This is a genomic window from Acidimicrobiales bacterium (genome assembly GCA_030747595.1).
Classification (GTDB): Bacteria; Actinomycetota; Acidimicrobiia; order Acidimicrobiales; family MedAcidi-G1; genus UBA9410.
The window spans coordinates 140,086-158,449 of the sequence record JASLKK010000003.1 but is presented as its reverse complement, the minus strand read 5'-3'; the positions used below and the strand labels follow the sequence as shown (position 1 = coordinate 158,449).

Sequence of the window (18,364 nt, the reverse complement as noted above, 5' to 3'; positions counted from 1 at the left end):
GGTCCGGCGACGCCCGGGGGATCTCGGACCAGATCGCTTCATTACTACCCATACGGGCCGGCACCGCCGAGTTTGGAGTGGTCCCAGGTGATGACCTTCTCCGGCTCCACGATCACCACGGTGCGCTTGGCGGCCCACAGTTCCACCGCGCCCTCGAAGTGTTCCTCGGGAATGTCCGGCTCGTAGCGACGCATCACGGCCCGGGCTACCCGCCGGACCTCATCGGCGCCCCCCGCACCGTCCTCGGCGTGGAGAACGGCCCGTCCCCTGACCATCGCCCCGCGGAGCTGGTCGTACTTCGTCCCGTCTTCGAGGAGGACAGTGATGCGGTCGTCCCGTTTCAGATTCACGATCTTCTGCGACTTCGTGTAGGTGCCGAAGGCGAAACGATCCTCGACCATGGCGAACCAGAGGGTGGAAAGGTGGATGGCGCCGTCCCGGTCGTGGCACGCCACCTGAAGGCTCTTCTGGTCCGCAATGAAGGCCGCCAGTTCCTCCTTGTTCATCCTTATGCGGTCACGTCGACTCTCCCCCACCGGGTCCCCCTCGTCTCGACCCGTCACCTTTCCGCGCCGGGCGCCGGTCAGACATCCTTCCGGCCCATGGATGGTAGGCATCGCTGGTCATGGCCACAAAACTGCGCACGCCCCACCGGGGGGGGCGGGGCGTGCGGTCACTCTCGGCCTCTGGAACCGGGGGGAGTTCAGGCCGGAGGTATGTGCGGCTCCCAAGGGGGGAATGGAAACCGCTGTTGGACAACAAGTTACCGACAGGTATACCCCCAGACCGTGCCGAACCTAGTGACTTCGGACACCTGTGACCGGCAACCCCTGAGACGCCCGCGGCTAGGTTCATCGGTGTGACCCGACCGTCGGACGAACAACTTCGAGCCATCCTCGTAGACATGGTGGAAGCCCGGACCCAGGCCGCCCGACTGTGGAATCTCCAACGTCAGGGCCAGGTCGGCACTCTCGCCCCCATCGACGGACACGAGGCCGTGGTGGCCGCCACGGCCCACGCCCTGGACCCCACGCACGACTGGATCATGCCCCAGTACCGGGAGCCTCTTGCCCTCCAACGCTTCGGCCCTGAGGTGCTCGAGCAGTACATGCTCTACAACATCGGCCATCCCGACGGCAGCAGGTTTCCGCCATCGGTGCGGGTCGCTCCGCTGCAGATTTCGCTGGCCACCCAGATTCCCCACGCCGTCGGATTGGCCTGGGGCATGACCCTGCAAGACGAACCTGGCGTGACCACCGTGTTCTTTGGAGACGGGTCCAGTTCTGAAGGGGACTTCCACGAAGCAGCCAACCTGGCTGGCGTCCTGAAGGCGCCAGTGATCCTTCTGTGCGTGAACAACCAGTGGGCCATTTCCACACCGCTACACCAGCAGACCGCCGCCGAGACGTTGGCCGATCGTGCCGTCGGCTACGGAATGCCTGGCATCCGTATCGACGGAAATGACGCAGCTGCGGTGTTTGACGCTGTCGACGAGGCGCGGCGACGGGCACTGGATGGAGGTGGACCAACGCTCATTGAAGCCGTTGTGTACAGACTCGGCGCCCACACGACAGCCGACGATCCCACCCGTTATGTCCCAGCCGAGGACCTCGAGGCCGCCCGTCGGGACGACCCGATCGAGCGTCTGGCCGACCACCTAGCCGGGCTCGGGCTCTGGGACGACAAGATCCGCTCAATCGTCGAGACCGAAGCCATGACCCGTATCGACGAGGCGTTCGAACGGGCCATTGCCCAGCCCCTGGCAACCGATGCCATCTTCGACCACTGCTTTGCGACCGACACCCCCCGGGTGGCCCGTCAGCGGGCTGCGCTACTGAACGGCGCCCCATGACCGGTACCTCCGAAATGAACATGCTTCAAGCCATCAACGAGGCCTTGCACGGGGAGATGGCCCGCGACGAGCGTGTGGTGCTCCTCGGCGAAGACATCGGCCAGGTAGGTGGCGTCTTCCGGGCCACCGAGGGCCTCTTTGAGAAGTTCGGTGCTGACCGGGTGGTCGACACGCCGCTGGCCGAGGGCGTGATTGTCGGATCGGCTGTCGGGCTGGCCATGGCCGGATTGGTCCCGGTCGCCGAGATCCAGTTCCTCGGCTTCTCCTATCAGGCCATGCATCAGATCGCCGGGCAGGTTGCCCGACTGCGGTACCGCTCTCAGGGACGGTTCGAACCAGCCATCACCATCCGGGCTCCGTTCGGCGGTGGCGTCCGGACCCCGGAGATGCACTCGGACTCACTAGAGGGCCAGTTGGCCAATATCCCGGGCCTCAAGGTGGTCACGCCGGCCACCGCCGCCGACGCCAAGGGTCTGCTGGCTTCTGCGGTGCGCGATTCCGACCCGGTGATGTTTCTCGAACCACTGCGCGGCTACCGGGGCATCCGTGGCGAGGTGCCAGATGGCGACCATGTAGTGCCCCTCGGGTTGGCGCGTTCGGCACGCGAGGGCGACGACCTGGTGATCATCGCCTGGAGTTACCAGGTCGAACTGGCCTGCCGGGTCGCCGACTCCCTGGCCGAAGAGGGATTATCGGTTGCCGTCCTCGATCTCCGGAGTCTGGTTCCCCTCGATATCGAGGCCATCGCTGAAGCGGTGGATCGGTGTGGCCGGGCGGTGGTCGTGGAGGAAGCCTCCCCGACCGGCGGTTTCGCAGGCGAGGTAGTGGCCACCATTGTCGAGGAGTGTTTCTGGTCACTGGAAGCACCAGTGGTCCGCGTGTCGGGCTTCGACGTGCCTTATCCGGTGGGGATGCTCGAAGATACTTTCGTTCCCGACGAGGCCCGGATCGCCGCTGCGGTCCGTCGCACCCTCGAGACTGCCTGAGCGTCGGTTCCGTGGCCCACGTCTTCCGACTACCCGATATCGGCGAGGGCCTCGACGAAGCTGAGATCGTCGAATGGTTCGTGGCGATCGGTGACGTCGTCGCACGCGACCAAGCTCTGGTGGAGGTACTCACCGACAAGGCCAGTTCGGAACTGCCGTCACCGGTGTCCGGCACGGTGTTGTCACTCGGAGCCGCCGAGGGCGTCCGTATCAGGGTGGGCGAGGTACTCATCGAGATCGACGACGGCTCGGACACGGCGGATGCTGGGGCACTCCGACCACCATCGGCGGCCGAATCGGTCAAGGACCCCGTCTCCGGATCCACTCCGCAACCATCGGACACACAGCGATCGGCGACAACCACTCGACCGAAGGCCGCGCCGGCCACCCGACGGCTGGCCCTCCAATCGGGAGTGGACCTGAACACGGTGACTGGAACCGGTCCCGCAGGGAGGATCACCGCCGACGACGTGCGGAACGCAGAGACTCCGGTGTCCGCCTCTAGACCAAAGCCATCCACTCGTCTCGTCTCGCTACCCACCGACGCTGGTTCCCAGCCAATGTCCAGCACATTGGGCCAGATGCCGCCGGGCCGCCACCCCCTCCGAGGCCTCCGAGGCGTGGTGGCCCGCAACATGGTCCAGGCGTGGACGGAGATCCCTCACATCCACACAATGGACGAACTCGACGCATCGCTGCTGGTCGACTTCCGGACACGGGTCCGCTCAATGGACCGTCCGGGAGCGGCGCAGGTAACGCCTCTGACCATTGCTGCCGTCGCAGCGGCACGGGCGCTCCGGCGATTCCCCGTGGTCAACGGCCGCGTGGAGGGCCACCCAGGCGACGTCATCGTCATTCCAGAGGAGGTCAACCTTGGCATCGCCACAGCGACTGACCGGGGGCTTGTCGTACCCGTGGTGCACAACGCCGGCACGCTCGACCTCTTCACCATGGCCGAACGAATCGCCTCACTGGTCGCAGCTGCCCGAGCCGGCGACCTCACGATCGCAGACCTCTCTGGCGCGACCTTCACCATCACCAATTACGGCTCGCTGGGCGGGCGGTTTGCCACCCCGATCATTCCACCGGGCCAAGGCGCCATCCTCGGACTCGGTGCGATCGCAGAACGACCCGTGGCCGTCGGGGGCGAGGTGCTGGCCCGACCCACCCTTCCGGTGGTTCTGGGCGCCGACCACCGGCTCATCGACGGCGACCTCGCCGAGACGTTTCGGAAAGCCGTGATCGACGACCTCATCGAGCCGCTACACCTGCTCATCGAAGCCTGAACCGGTGGTCGTCGGCGAGGTAGCCAGTCCGGTTGACCTGTTGGTCATCGGTGCCGGACCGGGCGGCTACGCAGCGGCCCTCCGCGCCGCCCGCCTGGGCCGCGACGTGACTCTCGTCGAACGCGGGGCCATTGGCGGAACGTGTCTCAATGTCGGATGCATCCCGTCCAAGACGCTCATCGAAGTCGCCGACGCTTACGCCCTAACCGGGCGGATCGGCTCGTGGGGCATCGACGCAACCTCCACAGTCGACATGGGTCGGGTCCGGGCCCATCTGGCGGGCGTGGTCAGCGACCTCACCTCCGGAGTGTCGAGGCTGTTGGCCGATGCTGGGGTAAGGGTGCTGCCGGGGCACGGACGATTTACCCGGCCCGGCCGGGTCTCGGTCGAGCGTGGCGACACCGTGGAGTTCCTGGATCCCCGTGACGTCATCGTGGCCACCGGTTCCCGTCCCATCGAACTACCCGACGTGCCCCTGGACGGGGATCGGGTCGTCGGTTCGGCTGAATTGCTGTCGACTGACACGCTCCCCGACCGGCTGGTGCTGGTCGGCGGCGGCTACGTCGGAATCGAGTTGGGCTGCGCCTTCGCAAAGCTGGGCAGCGAGGTGACCATCGTCGAGTCTGAGGACCGCGTGCTGGCGAGCTTCGGCGTCCGGACCACCCGCCTTGTCGAACGCGGGCTGCGTGGCCTCGGAGTCGGGTTGTGCCTAGGCCACCTGGCCGTCGGGGTCGACGACCACGGGCTGATCGTCGAGCAGGTGGGCGGCGAAAACTCCGGCGCACGGGTCACCCTGCCCGCCGACCGAATCGGCGTGGTAGTCGGACGCCGACCCGATGCCGACTCGGTGGCCATGACCCGATCGGGGGCGACTCTGGAGCCGTCAGGCCACGTGGCCGTTGACGCGACCCGACGGGCCGCCGACGGGGTTTACGCCATTGGAGATCTCACCTCCGGGCCGGCGCTGGCCCACAAGGCGACCGCCGAAGCTGAGGTGGCGGCCGACGCGGCCTGTGGCCTACCCGCGGCGTTCGATCCGACGACCATTCCGATGGTGGTGTTCGGCGACCCGCAGGTCATGACGGTGGGGCTCACCCGCGATGAGGCGACCAAAGCCGGCATGGAACCGTCGGCCTTCCAGTTCCCGTTGGGCGCTTCGGGGCGGGCCCGGACGATGGGCGACACCGAGGGCACGGTCACCGTGGTGGCCGATACCGACGGCACGGTGATCGGCGTCCAGGCGGTGGGGGCCCACGTGGCTGAACTGGCCGGTGAAGCGGTACTGGCCGTGGAGACGGCAGCAACCGTGGAGGACCTGGCCGGCACCATCCACGCCCACCCCACCATGGGCGAGACTCTCATGGAGGCGGCTCTGGGGCTGGCTGGTCGCCCCATCCACACCCGCTAACCGAACCGCTACCGGGCAACAGCATGTTGAAGTGCGACTCTGACCATCACTGGTGGGCGCGGTACCGTCCCCCGATGCCCGAATCCGAGCCGCCCGCCGCCGACACGCCGCCGTTCAATGACTCCCTCCTCAGCGATCATGTCGACATCGCCCGGAAGGTGGCCTCCGGAGGTTACAAGTGGACCCATCGGGCGCCGGAGTGGATCCCGGCCTTCGTGGCCGAACATGACCTGGGCCCGTTCCCAGCGATGCGGAACCGACTGCGGGAGGTAGTGGACCTCGGTGGGTTCGGCTACCACGCGACCATCGACCACATGATCGAGGCGTTCTGCGGCTGGTCGACCCGCCGCTACGGCTGGACACCCGATCCAGCACTAACAGTCCCCAACACCTCGGTCATCCAGGGCGTCTGGTCGTGCGTAGAAGCTTTCACCGAGCCGACCGGGGCCGTCATCTTGACCCCACCCATTTACTTCCCGTTCAACACCATCAGCGAGTCGACCGGTCGACGCACCGTGGACTGGCGCCTCATCAAGGACGACAATGGATGGCACTACGACCTCGATGGGTTGGCTCATCTACTAGCCGACGATCCGGGCATTCAGATGCTGCTGTTGTGCCACCCTCACAATCCAACAGGTCGGGTGCTCACCACGGACCAGCTGACCCGGATCGTGGAACTGGCCTCCGAGCACGACGTGGTGATCGTGTCCGACGAGATCCACGCCGACTTCACCTATCCGGGCGCCACCCACGTGCCGCTGGCCGCCGTGCCGGGGGCTGCGTCCTGCACGGTCACCGTCACGTCGGGCATCAAGACCTTCGCCATGGGTGGGCTCCGGGCCTCGGTTGCATCGTTCGCAGATGAGGACATGCTGGTCCGCTACCGGAGGATCCCCGAGCACCTGCTGGGCAGCCCCAACCGCCTGGGCTGCGAGGCGGCGATCGTCGGTTGGGAAGAGGGCGATACCTGGGTGGACCAACTGGTCGCCCTCTTCGACCACCACCGCCACCACCTGGCGTCCCGGCTCGCCGACGAGTTGCCCGACGTCCGCATGCACGTTCCCCAGTCGACCTTCTTGGCCTGGCTGGACCTCTCGGCGTTAGGACCCGGCGACCGGCCCGGACGGTGGCTCCGCGACCGGACCGGCGTCGACTGCAAAGACGGACCGCTGTTCGGGCCGGGAGGCGAAGGTCACGCCCGGCTGACCTTCGGTACCTCTACGGCCTTGCTCGACGAGATAATCGACCGTCTCGTCTCCGGCATCGGAACGAGTCCAGCATCGAGTCTGGAAACCGATATCGGAAACAGCGCGTTCCATTAGCCTTGCATCACCAGTGAGAGAGGTGCGGGCCACCGACAAGGTGGTCCCTTCGCCATTTTCCCAAGAGATCGGATCCAACGCTGTAGTGGTCCGGTCTCCTTCCAGGAGGTACCCAGATGAAGTCCGCACCCACTGACGACATGGTCCATGTCACGCGCTGGCACTGGGGATCCAAGGAATGGTCGCCGTTCTCGGCGACCGAGATGGACCGCCGCCAGAACGCCCTCCGGGCCCACCTGGCCGCCGAAGGCGTCGATGCCTGCCTCCTGACGTCATTCCACAACATCTGCTACTACTCCGGATGGCTGTACTGCTACTTCGGACGCAAGTACGGCATGGTCGTAGATACCGAGCACGCCACCACAATCTCGGCGGGCATCGACGGTGGCCAGCCGTGGCGTCGCACACATGGCGACAACGTCGTCTACTCCGACTGGCGGAGAGACAACTACTACCAGGCTGTTCGGGATCTGACTTCGGGCGTGCGTCGTCTCGGCGTGGAGTTCGACCACCTCTCGGTCGACCAGTTCCGGGCACTCGAGGCAGCCCTCCCCGACGTCGAACTAGTCGACGTCGGGGAAGCGACCATGTGGATGCGAACCGTGAAGTCCGCAGAGGAACACGACCTCATCCGTCATGGCACCCGGATCTGTGACCTCGGCGCCGCGGCCTGCGTGGAGGCCGTAGCCGCTGGCACATCCGAACACGAGGTGGCGCTAGCCGTCACGCAGGCCATGGTCCGCGAGATCGCCTCCAGCTTCGACTTCGTGGAGTTGATGGACACCTGGACGTGGTTCCAGTCGGGCAACAACACCGACGGCGCCCACAATCCGGTCACCAACAAACTCGTCGAATCAGGCGACATCTTGTCGCTGAACACCTTCCCGATGATCTTCGGCTACTACACGGCACTCGAACGAACCATGTTCTGCGACCATGTGACATCCGACGAACACCTCCGGCTGTGGGAGGTCAACGTCGAGGTCCACGAGCGCGGGCTCGACCTCATCCAGCCAGGGGTCCGGTGCTGCGACATTGCCGCCGAACTGAACGACATATACCGCTCGCACGGCCTTCTGAAGTACCGGTCGTTCGGGTACGGGCACAGCTTTGGCGTGCTCAGCCACTACTACGGCCGCGAGGCCGGCGTCGAACTCCGCGAGGACGTCGAGACGGTGCTCGAACCGGGCATGGTCGTGTCGATGGAGCCGATGATCGCCATCCCGCCCGGTCAGCCCGGGTCAGGCGGCTACCGGGAGCACGACATCTTGATCGTGGGTACCGACGGCGCCGAGAACATCACCGGCTTCCCGTTCGGCCCAGAACACAACATCCTCGGCGGCTGACCGCCGGAGCCACACCCGTCAGACGCTCCGCCCCCGGGCCCGCTCAGGGTCGGGTCGGGGCCTCCCGGGTTAACCGCCAGTAGTGGTGGTAGTGGTCGCCTCGGTGGTCGTCGTGGTCGCCTCGGTGGTCGTCGTGGTCGCCTCGGTCGCCTCGGTGGTCGTCGTGGCATCGTCAGCACCATCGTCGGTGGCATCATCGGCCGCCACCTCGGTCGTGGTGGTCGGCGGGCTGGGAACGCCAGAGGTATCCAGGTCGCGGGCCTCGAGTTCAGCTAGATGGGCGCCCCTTGTCCCGTTTCCGTACCACCCGTCAGCCTGGATGCCCAGGAGTTCCTGGAGGATGATCGCTGGATCACTGGGCCCCCACTGGTAGGTGGCCGTAAGGATCGTGTTCTCGTCGAGGCCGACGGGAACCGTCGGGGTCGTCACCGCGTCATCGGCAGCATCGCCGGGGGCGGCGGTGGTCGTGACTGCGGTCGGAGCAGCGGTGGTGGTGGCCGGCGCCGGCGTGGTGGTAGTGGTGACCACGCGCCGGGCCATCAGGGACACCTCGGCCTCGATCTCCAGGAAGTCCTCCCGAAGCTGGATGATCTCAACGCGGAGGGTCTCCAACTCGTCGTCATTGGTCTCCAGAAGCCCACAGCCGGTGGCGGCCAGGGCGACGGTCAGGAGTGCAGCGGGGATGGCGACGGAGGTACTTGTGCGCGTGAGCATGTGGTGAGTATTCCAGAGCCGGACCCTCTACGCGTGTCGCCTCCCAAAAATACTCACTAGCGACCGCTAAGTCACCACGATGTGCCGAACGTGATAGCCCTCGGCACCATCGGGAGCAATGTGCTTCGGACGTTCCGGCTGGACCTTCCCGGCTCGGTCCCACGCCCGGACCCGCAGCTTCCGAACTCCGGGCTGGGGATCCCAGACCGTCGACCACTGGACCCAGGACTCGCCGTCGCGACCGGGACCCACACCCCGCTCGAGTCGACACTCCTCCCATGGGCCGTCATCAACGGCCAACTCGACGGTCTCCACGCCCGACACCGGCGCCCAGGCCACACCGGCCACCGCCTGTCGTCCCGAAACCGTCTGCCACCGGAGCGGCACGTCGATCCGCGACGCGATCTTGACCGGGGCCTCCTTGGCCCAGCCGCGGGGAATCCAGTAACCGTCCACCGACATGGGTGTCAGCTCGATCTGCTCAAGCCACTTCACTGCGGACACGTAGCCGTAGAGGCCGGCAATGACCAGACGAGCCGGAAAACCGTGGCGGAACGGCAACGGATCTCCGTTCATGCCGACGGCCACCAACGCCGTGCGGGCGTCATCCAGAACCGAACGAGGGAACCCCGCCGAGAAACCGTCCACCGACCGGCCCATCACCTGCTCTCCGTCGGGTCGGACTCCGACCTCCTCGAGAAGCTCGATCAGCGGCACTCCGGTCCACACAGCGTTGCCCACCAGGCGACCCCCCACCTCGTTGGACACACAACTGAGGGTCACGGTGGCATCCACCAGATCGCGGGCCAACAGGTCATCGAGCGTGAACGTGAGGGGTCGGTCGACCAATCCGTCGATCCGCATTGACCAGTTAGTGGGATCGACACGGGGGACGACGAGGGCGGTGTCGATCCGGTAGAAGTCGTCGTTGGGGGTGATCCATGACGTGAGTCCATCCGGCGGGCGCCACGGACCCTCGGTGGTTGTCGTGGGCGCCAGGCGGTCGCCATTGGTCCGGCGCACGCTGGGCAGCACCACGTCGCGGTAGGACGCTGAAGCCCGGTCGGCGAGAGCCCGACTTCCCAGGGCTAGGGCGCCACCGGCCACGGTCAGGCCGCCGGCGTACCCCAGGAACCCCCGCCGGGTCGCCGCCCGGACCTTCGGGTCCTCAAACGGTGAGGCACCTGCCGCTACATGGAGATCTCCACCGTCGGCGACTACTGGTGGAGCGAACTTCTGCTGGCTGGCCCCCAGTGACAAGATCCCGACACCGACCGCAGCGGCCGCTGCCAGGACTCCTCCGTAACCGGCCCCGGACCTGAGGGCGGCGAGCGCTCCCAGCAGTCCAGCGAGGCCCAAGGCGATCCGACCGGAGGTCCCACGAGAGCCGACCCAGCCGCCCAGCACCACCGCCACACAGACGATGCCCGTCAGCAGCACCGGTTTCTGGGCTACGCCCAGGATGCCGATGGTTCGTCGGACCAGCCAACCGGGCGCAAGGTCCACTGCGACATCACCGACGGAGGCGACAAGTGACGCATCGGCGAGAGCCACCCCGAGGAACTCCCCCACCCCGAGCGCCAGAACTGCCGATCCGGCCCCTACCGCAACGCCTCTCAACACGTCCGACTCTCGGGCCATGACCTGGAACCTACGGCACCGGTTTGAGGTCTAGTTGCTCACGATCAGCGGTGCGGCGAGGTGGTCTCGACCGGGAGGGACTCGATGTTTGAGGCGTTGCGCTTCAAAACTGGCGAAACCCCGTTGAAGCGATCGATAGCGCCTGGTCTGAGGCAGGTCCTGTACTCAACCGATACCGATGCTGAGCAAGTCAGTTCATAGCGATCATCAGGCCGGCAACTAGAAGTACCTCATGATTACGAATCCCACTGCCGCCTACTTCAGTTGTCGTGACTTACCCCGTCGACAAAGAGCGAGTCGCGCGACCTTCGATTCTCGCCCCCTGTTCGTTGAGGTGTTCGCCGATATCGCGCCACAGTGCCCGCAGCCGGTAGTGGGGCACGACCGGAAATAGGTGATGCAGCAGGTGATAGTCGTGTCCCCGGATCAGGAACGTCGACCCGAAAAACGTGAACACCCTGGTGTCGCGATAACGGCCTGTTTCGGTATGCGGATGGTGGGGAAGCCAACCGAACACCAGCGACAACCAGAATCTGGCAGCCCAGACTGGGATGTACCACAGCAGCCAGACCAGCTCGCCGTATCCGAAGATTGTGCCAACGAGGAGTACTGCCAAGTGGCTAAGGGCTACCGGTCGGGCAGCAGCTACCGCCTCTGGTCCACGAAGTTCAGCCATTTGCCCCAGCCGGACCGCCAAGCCGTTAGGGATCAGGCGGCGTAGAGGCGGGGCCACGGCGAGAAGCGGCTGAAGCGGGTAGAGCACGGTTCCAGCCACCACCCGGCCGAGTATCTGACTGGGCGACCCCTTTGAGTTCAGGACATCAGGATCGGTTTCCTCGTTGGTATGGGTGTGGTGTTTCAAATGTGTGATGCGGTGTGCTTTGAAAGACTCGCAAAGCAACCATCCGGCTAGAGCCCCGACCGTTCGATCCACCCATGCCAAGGAACGTCTTCCGCCCGACAAGGTCTTGTGGACCGATTCATGCATCGGCATGTAGCAAGCCTGGAGAAATACGGCAGCAAGAAACATTGCCAGCCACAACGGGATCTTCCCTGCGAGTTCGAGACTGACAATCAGCACCCAGCCGGAGACACACCACGCGATGTTGAACAGGCTCCGCCAGCCGATCGCACCTGTGTAGGGAGCGATGGCGTGCCGTTCGTACAGCAAGCGATCCGTTCCGACTCTTGGCCCCACAGGACTCCCCAGCCTTTCAGCGCAGACGACACAACCGTTGTTCAAAAGACTAGTTGGGGACACTCCGTGCCGGCTATCAGACAGGAGGCGCAATAGTCGCCGCTGAAGGCCCCGCCTTGGCCTGGCCGATAACTGGCTCAACCGGAGTAGGACGCTGGCTATTCGGCGTCTCCCACGGGGAGGTTCGGGATTGTTAGGACCTCGGCCGACCAGGAGAGAGCATCTCGGCTATTGCAGAGGTGAGGTCCGGTGACCTGAAGGTGAATCCGGACTCCTCCAGCCTGACTGGTCGAACCCTGGCACTAGCCAGCAGCAGCCCGTCTGCCATCTCACCGAGAACGGCCCGTAGCGCCAAGGCAGGCGCGGGGAGCACAGCTGGACGCCGAAGGGCACGCGCGAGCTCGCGAACAAATTCAACATTGCGGCAGGTTCCGGGGGCCACCAGGTTCGCTGGGCCCGCCACCGGCGTGTCCAATAGGTGGAGGAGCGCCCGGATCTCGTCTTCGAGTGTTATCCACGGCCACCACTGTCGGCCGCTGCCAAGCCGGCCACCAAGGCCCAGTCGGGTCAGGGTCAGCATTCGCCCCAGTGCACCGCCGTCGGGAGTACACACGATGCCGGTGCGGGCCAGAACCAGACGGGTGTCGGCCGAGGCGATCGGCGCTGCCGCCGCCTCCCATCGTTTGCAAACTTCGGCCAGAAAGCCGGTCCCCGGCTCCGAATCCTCGGTGAGTTCCTCATCGCCGCGGTCCCCATAGAAGCCGATTGCCGAGGCCGACACGACGACGGACGGTGGCCGATCCAACCCGGACAAGGCTTCGGCCAGTACCTCAGTTCCCTCTACGCGGCTATTGAGGATCCTCTTCTTCTTGGATGCCGTCCACCGGCCGTCGATACGTTCGCCTGCCAGGTGGACGACGGCGTCGATACCTTCGAGGGCCACTGTGTCGATCCGGCGGGCAACCGGATCCCAGGCCACGCCGCCAGCAGGTGGGCGTCGTCCAACGGGAACAACCTGGTCGCCGCGCTTTTCCAGAGCAGCTGTCAGGGCGGTTCCAATCAGCCCTGAGGCGCCAGTCACCGCCACAGTACGCATGTCAGTTTCCTCCTCGCAGATCCGACGCCAGCGGATGGGCGGTCGGCAAACTCATGGGCCAGTATGTGCGGCGTTCGTCAGATCGCCACCGCCAACTTGGAGTCCCGAGGAGCGAATTGATGGCCCACTTCAGCTCAAGTGTCAGCATCGACGCCCCCCGGGCTGTCGTCTGGGAGGTGATCGCGGATGTCCGTCGGCACTCAGACTGGATGGCCGATGCCGCCGAGATCCGGCTCACCTCGGTGCAGGCGACCGGAGTGGGAACGACGTTCGAGTGTGAAACCCGAGTCGGGCCACTCCGAACACTCGACAGAATGGCCGTGACTGACTGGGAGGATGGCCGTCTTATGGGCGTTGAGCATCGCGGCCTCGTTACCGGAGTCGGCAGGTTCCGTCTCGAAGACCAGAGCAACGGCGGGACGACTTTCTTCTGGGATGAGGACCTCTCTTTTCCCTGGTGGTTGGGGGGTCGCACTGCTGCTGCGGTAGCACGTCCGCTTCTCGCGCTCATCTGGCAGCGGAACCTCCGACGACTCGCCGGCATGTTCAAGGATGGTTCAGCGTGTTGATCGTTCTTTCCCACAAAGCGCTCGTGACCGCCACTCGAAGCGCAAGCCACGGGTCCGTCGTCCAACTGGAAATCGGTTACTGCCACTGGGACCAACTCGACGGCCCCAGCGAATTGCCTCCCCGGTCGCGGGCACACCGGGCTGGCTGAGTCTCCAAGCATGCCAACGCTCTCTCTTCCAGATCCCGGACCTCCCTTTGAGGACTTCGTGGGCGAACGACACCTGGCCGTGCTCACACTCGTGAGGCCCAACGGCTATCCCCACACCACCCCGGTTGGCTTCACGTGGGACCGAAACACGGGATCGGCCCGGATCATCACCTGGTCGGGAAGTGTGAAGGCAAAGCTGCTCGAGGTAGGGCAACTCCGGGGTTCCATCTGCCAGGTCGACGGTGGGCGCTGGCTCACCATCGAAGGGGTAGCCCATGTCACCAGCGATCCGGGCACCTGTGCCGATGCGGTCGCCGCCTACGCCGCCCGCTACCGGCCTCCGAAGGATCGCGGCGACGAGCGCAGAGTTGTCGTGATCGAGGCCACCAGGCTTCTGGCCAGTGCCGGTCTCGGCGCCGCCGCACCGCGCGGTGCTCGTGGTTAGCGCAATGCACGAACCGCGAGTCTGGTCATCTCGGGACTCGACGAGGAGGGAGCGGTGGCGCCGTCGCATCTTCACGGTCCCTGCCATCCTGACCGGCTTCCTTGCCTTCGTCGTGCTGCTCCTACCGGCGCTTGTTATCGGCGGGGTCGTGGACCTGCTGGCCCGGCGACGCGGATCAACGGTCCGGCTCGCTATCTACGCGGTCTGGTGGGCCGGGCTGGAATCTGCGGGGGTGATCTGGGCTGCCGTGCTCTGGGTGCGGTACTCCCTCCTGGGTCAGTTGGACAGCCGCAACTCCCTGCACGCTCACAGCCGGCTCCAGCGATGGTGGTCGACCAACCTTGTACGGGGAGCGCGGTCTCTCCTCGGCATGGCGCACGGGTTAGAGGGCCGTGAGGCACTCCGGGCGGGGGGGCCGCTCATCGTGTTGGCCCGACATGGCAGCCAGGGTGACGCTCTGCTTGTTGCATCCATCCTCGCTACGGCTGGACTCCGTCCCCGTTTCGTCCTGAAGCGGCAACTGCTCTGGGATCCGTGTCTCGACGTAGTGGGCCACCGACTACCCAACTACTTCGTCGACCGTAACTCGACTGACAACCGGCCCGAGTTGGACAACATCGCGCGGCTCGCCTCGGACCTCGAAGACGACGAAGCGATCGTCATCTTCCCGGAAGGAACTCGGTACTCAGAAGCCAAACGGAAACAGGCGATTGACACGCTCGGAACAACGGCGCCCGGGCGGGTGGCTTCGGCGCGACGGCTTCGGCACGTGCTCCCAATCCGGACCGCCGGCTTGCTCTCAATCCTGGACGCAGCACAGTCGACCGATCTGCTGTTCCTGAACCACGTGGGTGTCCACGACTTTCGAACCCTCGGCGACTTGTGGCGCAACGTCCCGTTCCCGGTTCCGATCCGATTCCATGCAAGGCGCATCTCGCGCAATGAGACCCCTGGTGCAAGCGAGGTGGTCGACTGGCTAGATACCCGTTGGGAGGAGTTCGACGACTGGGTGGCCACCAACACCTCGGAACCGTCTTCGTCGGCTACCGCATCTTGAGCAGCAGCGTCGGAGTGGAGATCTTGTAGGCCTCGTACTCCGGGTCGCCGGCCCAGCGCCGGTCGGCTGACGCTTCAAGGAGTGGAACTCCGCTGACCCGGGTGAGGAGAAGCCACACGAAGAGGGGCGAGACCAGGGTCACCATGCTCCAGCCTGAAAGGGCGGGGAAGGCCGCTACGGCCACGCCGAACCAGAGAAGAATTTCTCCGACGTAGTTGGGATGCCGTGATTTCGCCCAGAGGCCGGTGGTGATGAACCTGTTCAGGTTCTCGGGTTGTGCGCGAAACCTGCGTTTCTGTTCGTCTGCTGTGACTTCGATGCCGAATCCGAACGCCCAGATAGCCGCCCCTAGGAGGACTAAGGCGTCGACTTGCCGGTCTTCGGGACTGGTGATGGCGGCCAAGGCAGCCGCCGCGGTCAGTAGAACCCAGAGTCCCTGCAAGGTCCAGGTCATAAGGAACCAGGCGAAGCGGTACTTCATGGCATCGAACCGGGTGTCGGAACCAGCGGCCCTGACACGAGTCACGAGAAACGCCCCGAGCCGCAACGCCCAAACCGCGACCATGGCGGCAACAAGCAGAGAGTACGGAGTCACGGAGCCACGGGTAACCAGGGCGAGGGCGACCGCGGCGAGATACGTGAGGGATCCCGTGAAGTCAAAGAAGTGCTCAGTGTGGGCGAACCATGAAGGAACGAACACGACCCACTGCACTAAGAAGGTCAGGAGGGCGGCCCACGCGAAGATCGGAAAGCCGCCCCAGCGAAGGCCCCCAAAACTCCCAGCGAAGGCCACGAGAACCCCGATCAGGATCGCTGCGCCGGTCGCCAGAACAGAGGTAGAGGTCTTCACAGCACCAAGGCCCCGTTGCTCATCGAGAGGTCACCTCGGTTTTCACGGCAGCGGCCATTTCGGCCATGGAGAAAAATATGTGGTCGATTTCTGGAAGACCGGCCATGCCGGTTTCAGATAGGCGGGTTCGATCAATCCACGCGTTGGCAAGACCGATTGCTCGGGCTGGGATTTGGTCGTGTCTGATGCCCTGGGCCGTATGCAATATGTCTGACTTGCCGTACCCCAAGTCGGACTCCACGTGTTCGATCAGGTATTCAAAGTTGAAGGGGTCAGGCTTGTACGAACCAATGTCCTCCGCTGTGTAGACGGCATCGAACTCGACGCCTAACAACGTGTTGGAGGCGGCAAAACCCGCACGGTCGACATTGGACAGGATCACAAGCCTGAAGTGCTCTGACAGGAAATTGAGGGAATCGGCTGAGTCGGGAAACGCCGGCCAAGATGGGACTGACGCTCCGAACGCATGATCGAGCGTTGGCGACGTCTTCAACTCCAGGTCCTCGGCCAACGCCCGGTGCACACATTCCAGAACGGTGGGGTAACCCATGGTGGGCGATGCGGACTGCTGCTCCGCTTCCAAGTGGTTGAAGGTCGCAATCAGGGCATCGCGCTGTAAGCCCGTTGGCGGGTTCTCCGCCAAGAGTGGCTGGAACGCATCCCATATCCCGGTCTCCCAATCAATGAGTGTCCCGTAGCAGTCGAAGGTGAGGACTGAGTGGTCAGTCAGGCGGCGGGTCATGTCACAAGATCACAGATAGGCGCAATGGTTGTACTTCTCTCGTGAATGAAATGTGGATGGAGGCGACATTCTGGCGCCGTCGGGAGGTGTCCGACTCCAAAATTTGCCATCTAACCCGTCTGTGCTTGGTGGGCGCGGAGGGACTTGAACCCCCGACCCCCTCCTTGTAAGGGAGGTGCTCTAGCCAACTGAGCTACGCGCCCGGGAGGGCGACCTTACCGACCTCGGCCGAAGTTATTGGCCCGTGGTGAAAGCGAAGATCCGGGCCGGGTTGTCGACAATCAGGGTCCGCACGTCGGCCTCCGACAGGCCCCGACGACGTAGCCGTGGAACCACGTTGGTAACCAAATGGTCGTATCCCAGGCCTCCGTAGGCGTGTAGCCGATGCTTGGTGGCGATGTCGTGCGAAAGGAGCACCTGGCCCTCGAGCCCGTGTTCGAAGTGCCAAAGGATGACATCCATCCGCTCGGCATCCGACGGCATGTCGACCGCCGGGTTGGGCGGATACCACGAACTCTCGTTGCCGAAAAGGTCGTACTCCAGGTAGCAACCGGTTGCCGCCATATCAGCCAGCCACGACCGATCGGTACAGGTGCGGTCGATGTGACAGATGGTCGTGCGGCTGAGGTCGCCGCCCTCGGAATCCACGATCTCGGCGATCTCGACGGGCGACATCGGATCACGGCCGGGATGAACCATGAGTGGCGCCCCGGTCTCGACCTGTGCGGCCACCGCTGCCCGGAGGCTCTTCTTCTCGTTGGGTAGCCAAGGGTAGGTGCAGCCGATCTCACCTATCACCCCTGCCCTCACCCCGGTACCGTCGATTCCCTCCCGGACATCGGACACGATCTCGAGAGCCAGGTCATCCACCGACCGGTCGTCCATGTCGTCGGGATGCGTACCACTCAGGTAGTAGCCGGCCCCGAGAATGATCTGGGCACCGGTCGCCTCGGCGATCCGGGCGACGGGTTCCGGGTCTCGGCCCAGCCCCAGGTTCGTGGGGTCAACGATGGTCCGACCTCCGGCCGCCAGGAAGCGACCTAGTTCGGCGATCGCCACGGCCTCGGAATCCAGGGACACGTTGTGGTGGTTCGACGTCCAGTGGTAGGCCACCCATCCCCGATTGTCGAGGGTGATCTCCTCGTCGGCGAGATGCTGGTCCGCACCATCGGGGGGATCTACGTACATGAACGTGCCGTCGAACACCAGATGGTCGTGAGCCAGCGTGATGCCGAGATCGGTGGCGTCGACCGGCCCCAGCACGGTCTGCGCCTGTCCGGGACCGGCTGGTTCCCCCGAGATCAGGACAGCACCGCCCGTGCACTCATCTCCACGAGGAGCCCTTCGAAGGCCAGGGCGACCCCACCCACAACGGTGCCACTCGGCCCGGGGTCGGTGAAGAACTCGGCACGGGCCTGACCGGCGGCGGGCCGATACCGAATATCGGTCAGAAAAATGTCGAGCGACACCACGTCGTCGAGCGTCCCACCGGCCGCGGTCACGTAGCTCTCGATGTGGCGAAGACACTGCCGGCACTGCTCGAGCGGATCATTGGGTCCGACTAGTTCCCCGTGGTCCAGGGCGATCTGGCCGGAGATGAACAACAGGTCGCCACGGCGGATGCACTGGGATGCGGCCCGAGGGTCGGCCGGTTCGGCGACGTTGGGAATCGATATGCGTTCGTTGGTGGTCACAGCAAC

18 protein-coding genes and 1 tRNA gene are annotated in these 18,364 nt (G+C 64.9%); 9 read left to right on the top strand and 10 right to left on the bottom strand.

Annotated elements, in window-relative coordinates:
• Positions 1–44: 44 nt before the first annotated feature.
• A complete protein-coding gene (locus QF777_03345) occupies positions 45–536 on the bottom strand; it encodes a pyridoxamine 5'-phosphate oxidase family protein (GenBank protein ID MDP6910585.1) in 492 nt (163 codons plus the stop codon).
• A 323-nt stretch (positions 537–859) separates the two neighbouring features.
• Between QF777_03345 and QF777_03340 the strand changes: the two genes are divergently transcribed.
• From QF777_03340 to QF777_03315, 6 genes are all read left to right on the top strand, one after another.
• Positions 860–1,852, top strand: a complete 993-nt coding sequence (locus QF777_03340; protein ID MDP6910584.1) for a thiamine pyrophosphate-dependent enzyme — start codon at positions 860–862, stop codon at positions 1,850–1,852.
• Complete coding sequence (locus QF777_03335) at positions 1,849–2,838, top strand: alpha-ketoacid dehydrogenase subunit beta (GenBank protein MDP6910583.1); 990 nt, start codon at positions 1,849–1,851, stop codon at positions 2,836–2,838. Before QF777_03340 ends, QF777_03335 begins: the two co-directional genes overlap by 4 nt.
• 11 nt (positions 2,839–2,849) lie before the next feature.
• Positions 2,850–4,124: a dihydrolipoamide acetyltransferase family protein gene (locus QF777_03330; GenBank protein ID MDP6910582.1), complete on the top strand. Its 1,275-nt coding sequence runs from the start codon at positions 2,850–2,852 to the stop codon at positions 4,122–4,124.
• Between the two features lie 4 nt (positions 4,125–4,128).
• Positions 4,129–5,532: a dihydrolipoyl dehydrogenase gene (gene lpdA / locus QF777_03325; protein MDP6910581.1), complete on the top strand. Its 1,404-nt coding sequence runs from the start codon at positions 4,129–4,131 to the stop codon at positions 5,530–5,532.
• Positions 5,533–5,606: 74 nt separating this feature from the next.
• Positions 5,607–6,857 (top strand): aminotransferase class I/II-fold pyridoxal phosphate-dependent enzyme, encoded by a 1,251-nt coding sequence (locus tag QF777_03320; GenBank protein ID MDP6910580.1) that lies wholly within the window; start codon positions 5,607–5,609, stop codon positions 6,855–6,857.
• Positions 6,858–6,973: 116 nt separating this feature from the next.
• A complete protein-coding gene (locus QF777_03315) occupies positions 6,974–8,203 on the top strand; it encodes an aminopeptidase P family protein (GenBank protein ID MDP6910579.1) in 1,230 nt (409 codons plus the stop codon).
• Positions 8,204–8,272: 69 nt separating this feature from the next.
• Here QF777_03315 and QF777_03310 read toward each other — a convergent pair whose 3' ends face one another.
• From QF777_03310 to QF777_03295, 4 genes are all read right to left on the bottom strand, one after another.
• Positions 8,273–8,917, bottom strand: coding sequence for a hypothetical protein (locus tag QF777_03310; protein ID MDP6910578.1), 645 nt, complete (start codon positions 8,915–8,917; stop codon positions 8,273–8,275).
• Between the two features lie 66 nt (positions 8,918–8,983).
• A complete protein-coding gene (locus tag QF777_03305) occupies positions 8,984–10,558 on the bottom strand; it encodes a molybdopterin-dependent oxidoreductase (protein MDP6910577.1) in 1,575 nt (524 codons plus the stop codon).
• 274 nt (positions 10,559–10,832) lie between these two features.
• Positions 10,833–11,729, bottom strand: coding sequence for a fatty acid desaturase (locus tag QF777_03300; protein ID MDP6910576.1), 897 nt, complete (start codon positions 11,727–11,729; stop codon positions 10,833–10,835).
• A gap of 220 nt (positions 11,730–11,949) precedes the next feature.
• Positions 11,950–12,852 (bottom strand): TIGR01777 family oxidoreductase, encoded by a 903-nt coding sequence (locus tag QF777_03295; protein MDP6910575.1) that lies wholly within the window; start codon positions 12,850–12,852, stop codon positions 11,950–11,952.
• 119 nt (positions 12,853–12,971) lie between these two features.
• Here QF777_03295 and QF777_03290 point away from each other — a divergent pair, with 119 nt between their 5' ends.
• The 3 genes from QF777_03290 (at position 12,972) to QF777_03280 (ending at position 15,072) form a co-directional block, all read left to right on the top strand.
• Complete coding sequence (locus QF777_03290) at positions 12,972–13,421, top strand: SRPBCC family protein (protein MDP6910574.1); 450 nt, start codon at positions 12,972–12,974, stop codon at positions 13,419–13,421.
• Between the two features lie 159 nt (positions 13,422–13,580).
• Positions 13,581–14,015: a pyridoxamine 5'-phosphate oxidase family protein gene (locus QF777_03285; GenBank protein MDP6910573.1), complete on the top strand. Its 435-nt coding sequence runs from the start codon at positions 13,581–13,583 to the stop codon at positions 14,013–14,015.
• 4 nt (positions 14,016–14,019) lie between these two features.
• A complete protein-coding gene (locus QF777_03280; protein MDP6910572.1) occupies positions 14,020–15,072 on the top strand; it encodes a lysophospholipid acyltransferase family protein in 1,053 nt (350 codons plus the stop codon).
• On the opposite strand, the gene QF777_03275 is transcribed toward QF777_03280, so the two are convergent.
• From QF777_03275 to QF777_03255, 5 genes are all read right to left on the bottom strand, one after another.
• A complete protein-coding gene (locus tag QF777_03275) occupies positions 15,059–15,922 on the bottom strand; it encodes a DUF1295 domain-containing protein (GenBank protein MDP6910571.1) in 864 nt (287 codons plus the stop codon). The genes QF777_03280 and QF777_03275 overlap by 14 nt on opposite strands.
• Positions 15,923–15,941: 19 nt before the next feature.
• Positions 15,942–16,664 (bottom strand): HAD hydrolase-like protein, encoded by a 723-nt coding sequence (locus tag QF777_03270; GenBank protein MDP6910570.1) that lies wholly within the window; start codon positions 16,662–16,664, stop codon positions 15,942–15,944.
• Positions 16,665–16,790: 126 nt separating this feature from the next.
• Positions 16,791–16,867: transfer RNA gene (locus QF777_03265), tRNA-Val, on the bottom strand.
• Between the two features lie 31 nt (positions 16,868–16,898).
• Entirely contained in the window at positions 16,899–17,927 is a 1,029-nt protein-coding gene (locus QF777_03260) for a hypothetical protein (GenBank protein ID MDP6910569.1), read from the bottom strand.
• A 38-nt stretch (positions 17,928–17,965) separates the two neighbouring features.
• A complete protein-coding gene (locus tag QF777_03255; GenBank protein MDP6910568.1) occupies positions 17,966–18,358 on the bottom strand; it encodes a RidA family protein in 393 nt (130 codons plus the stop codon).
• Between the last annotated feature and the right edge of the window lie 6 nt (positions 18,359–18,364).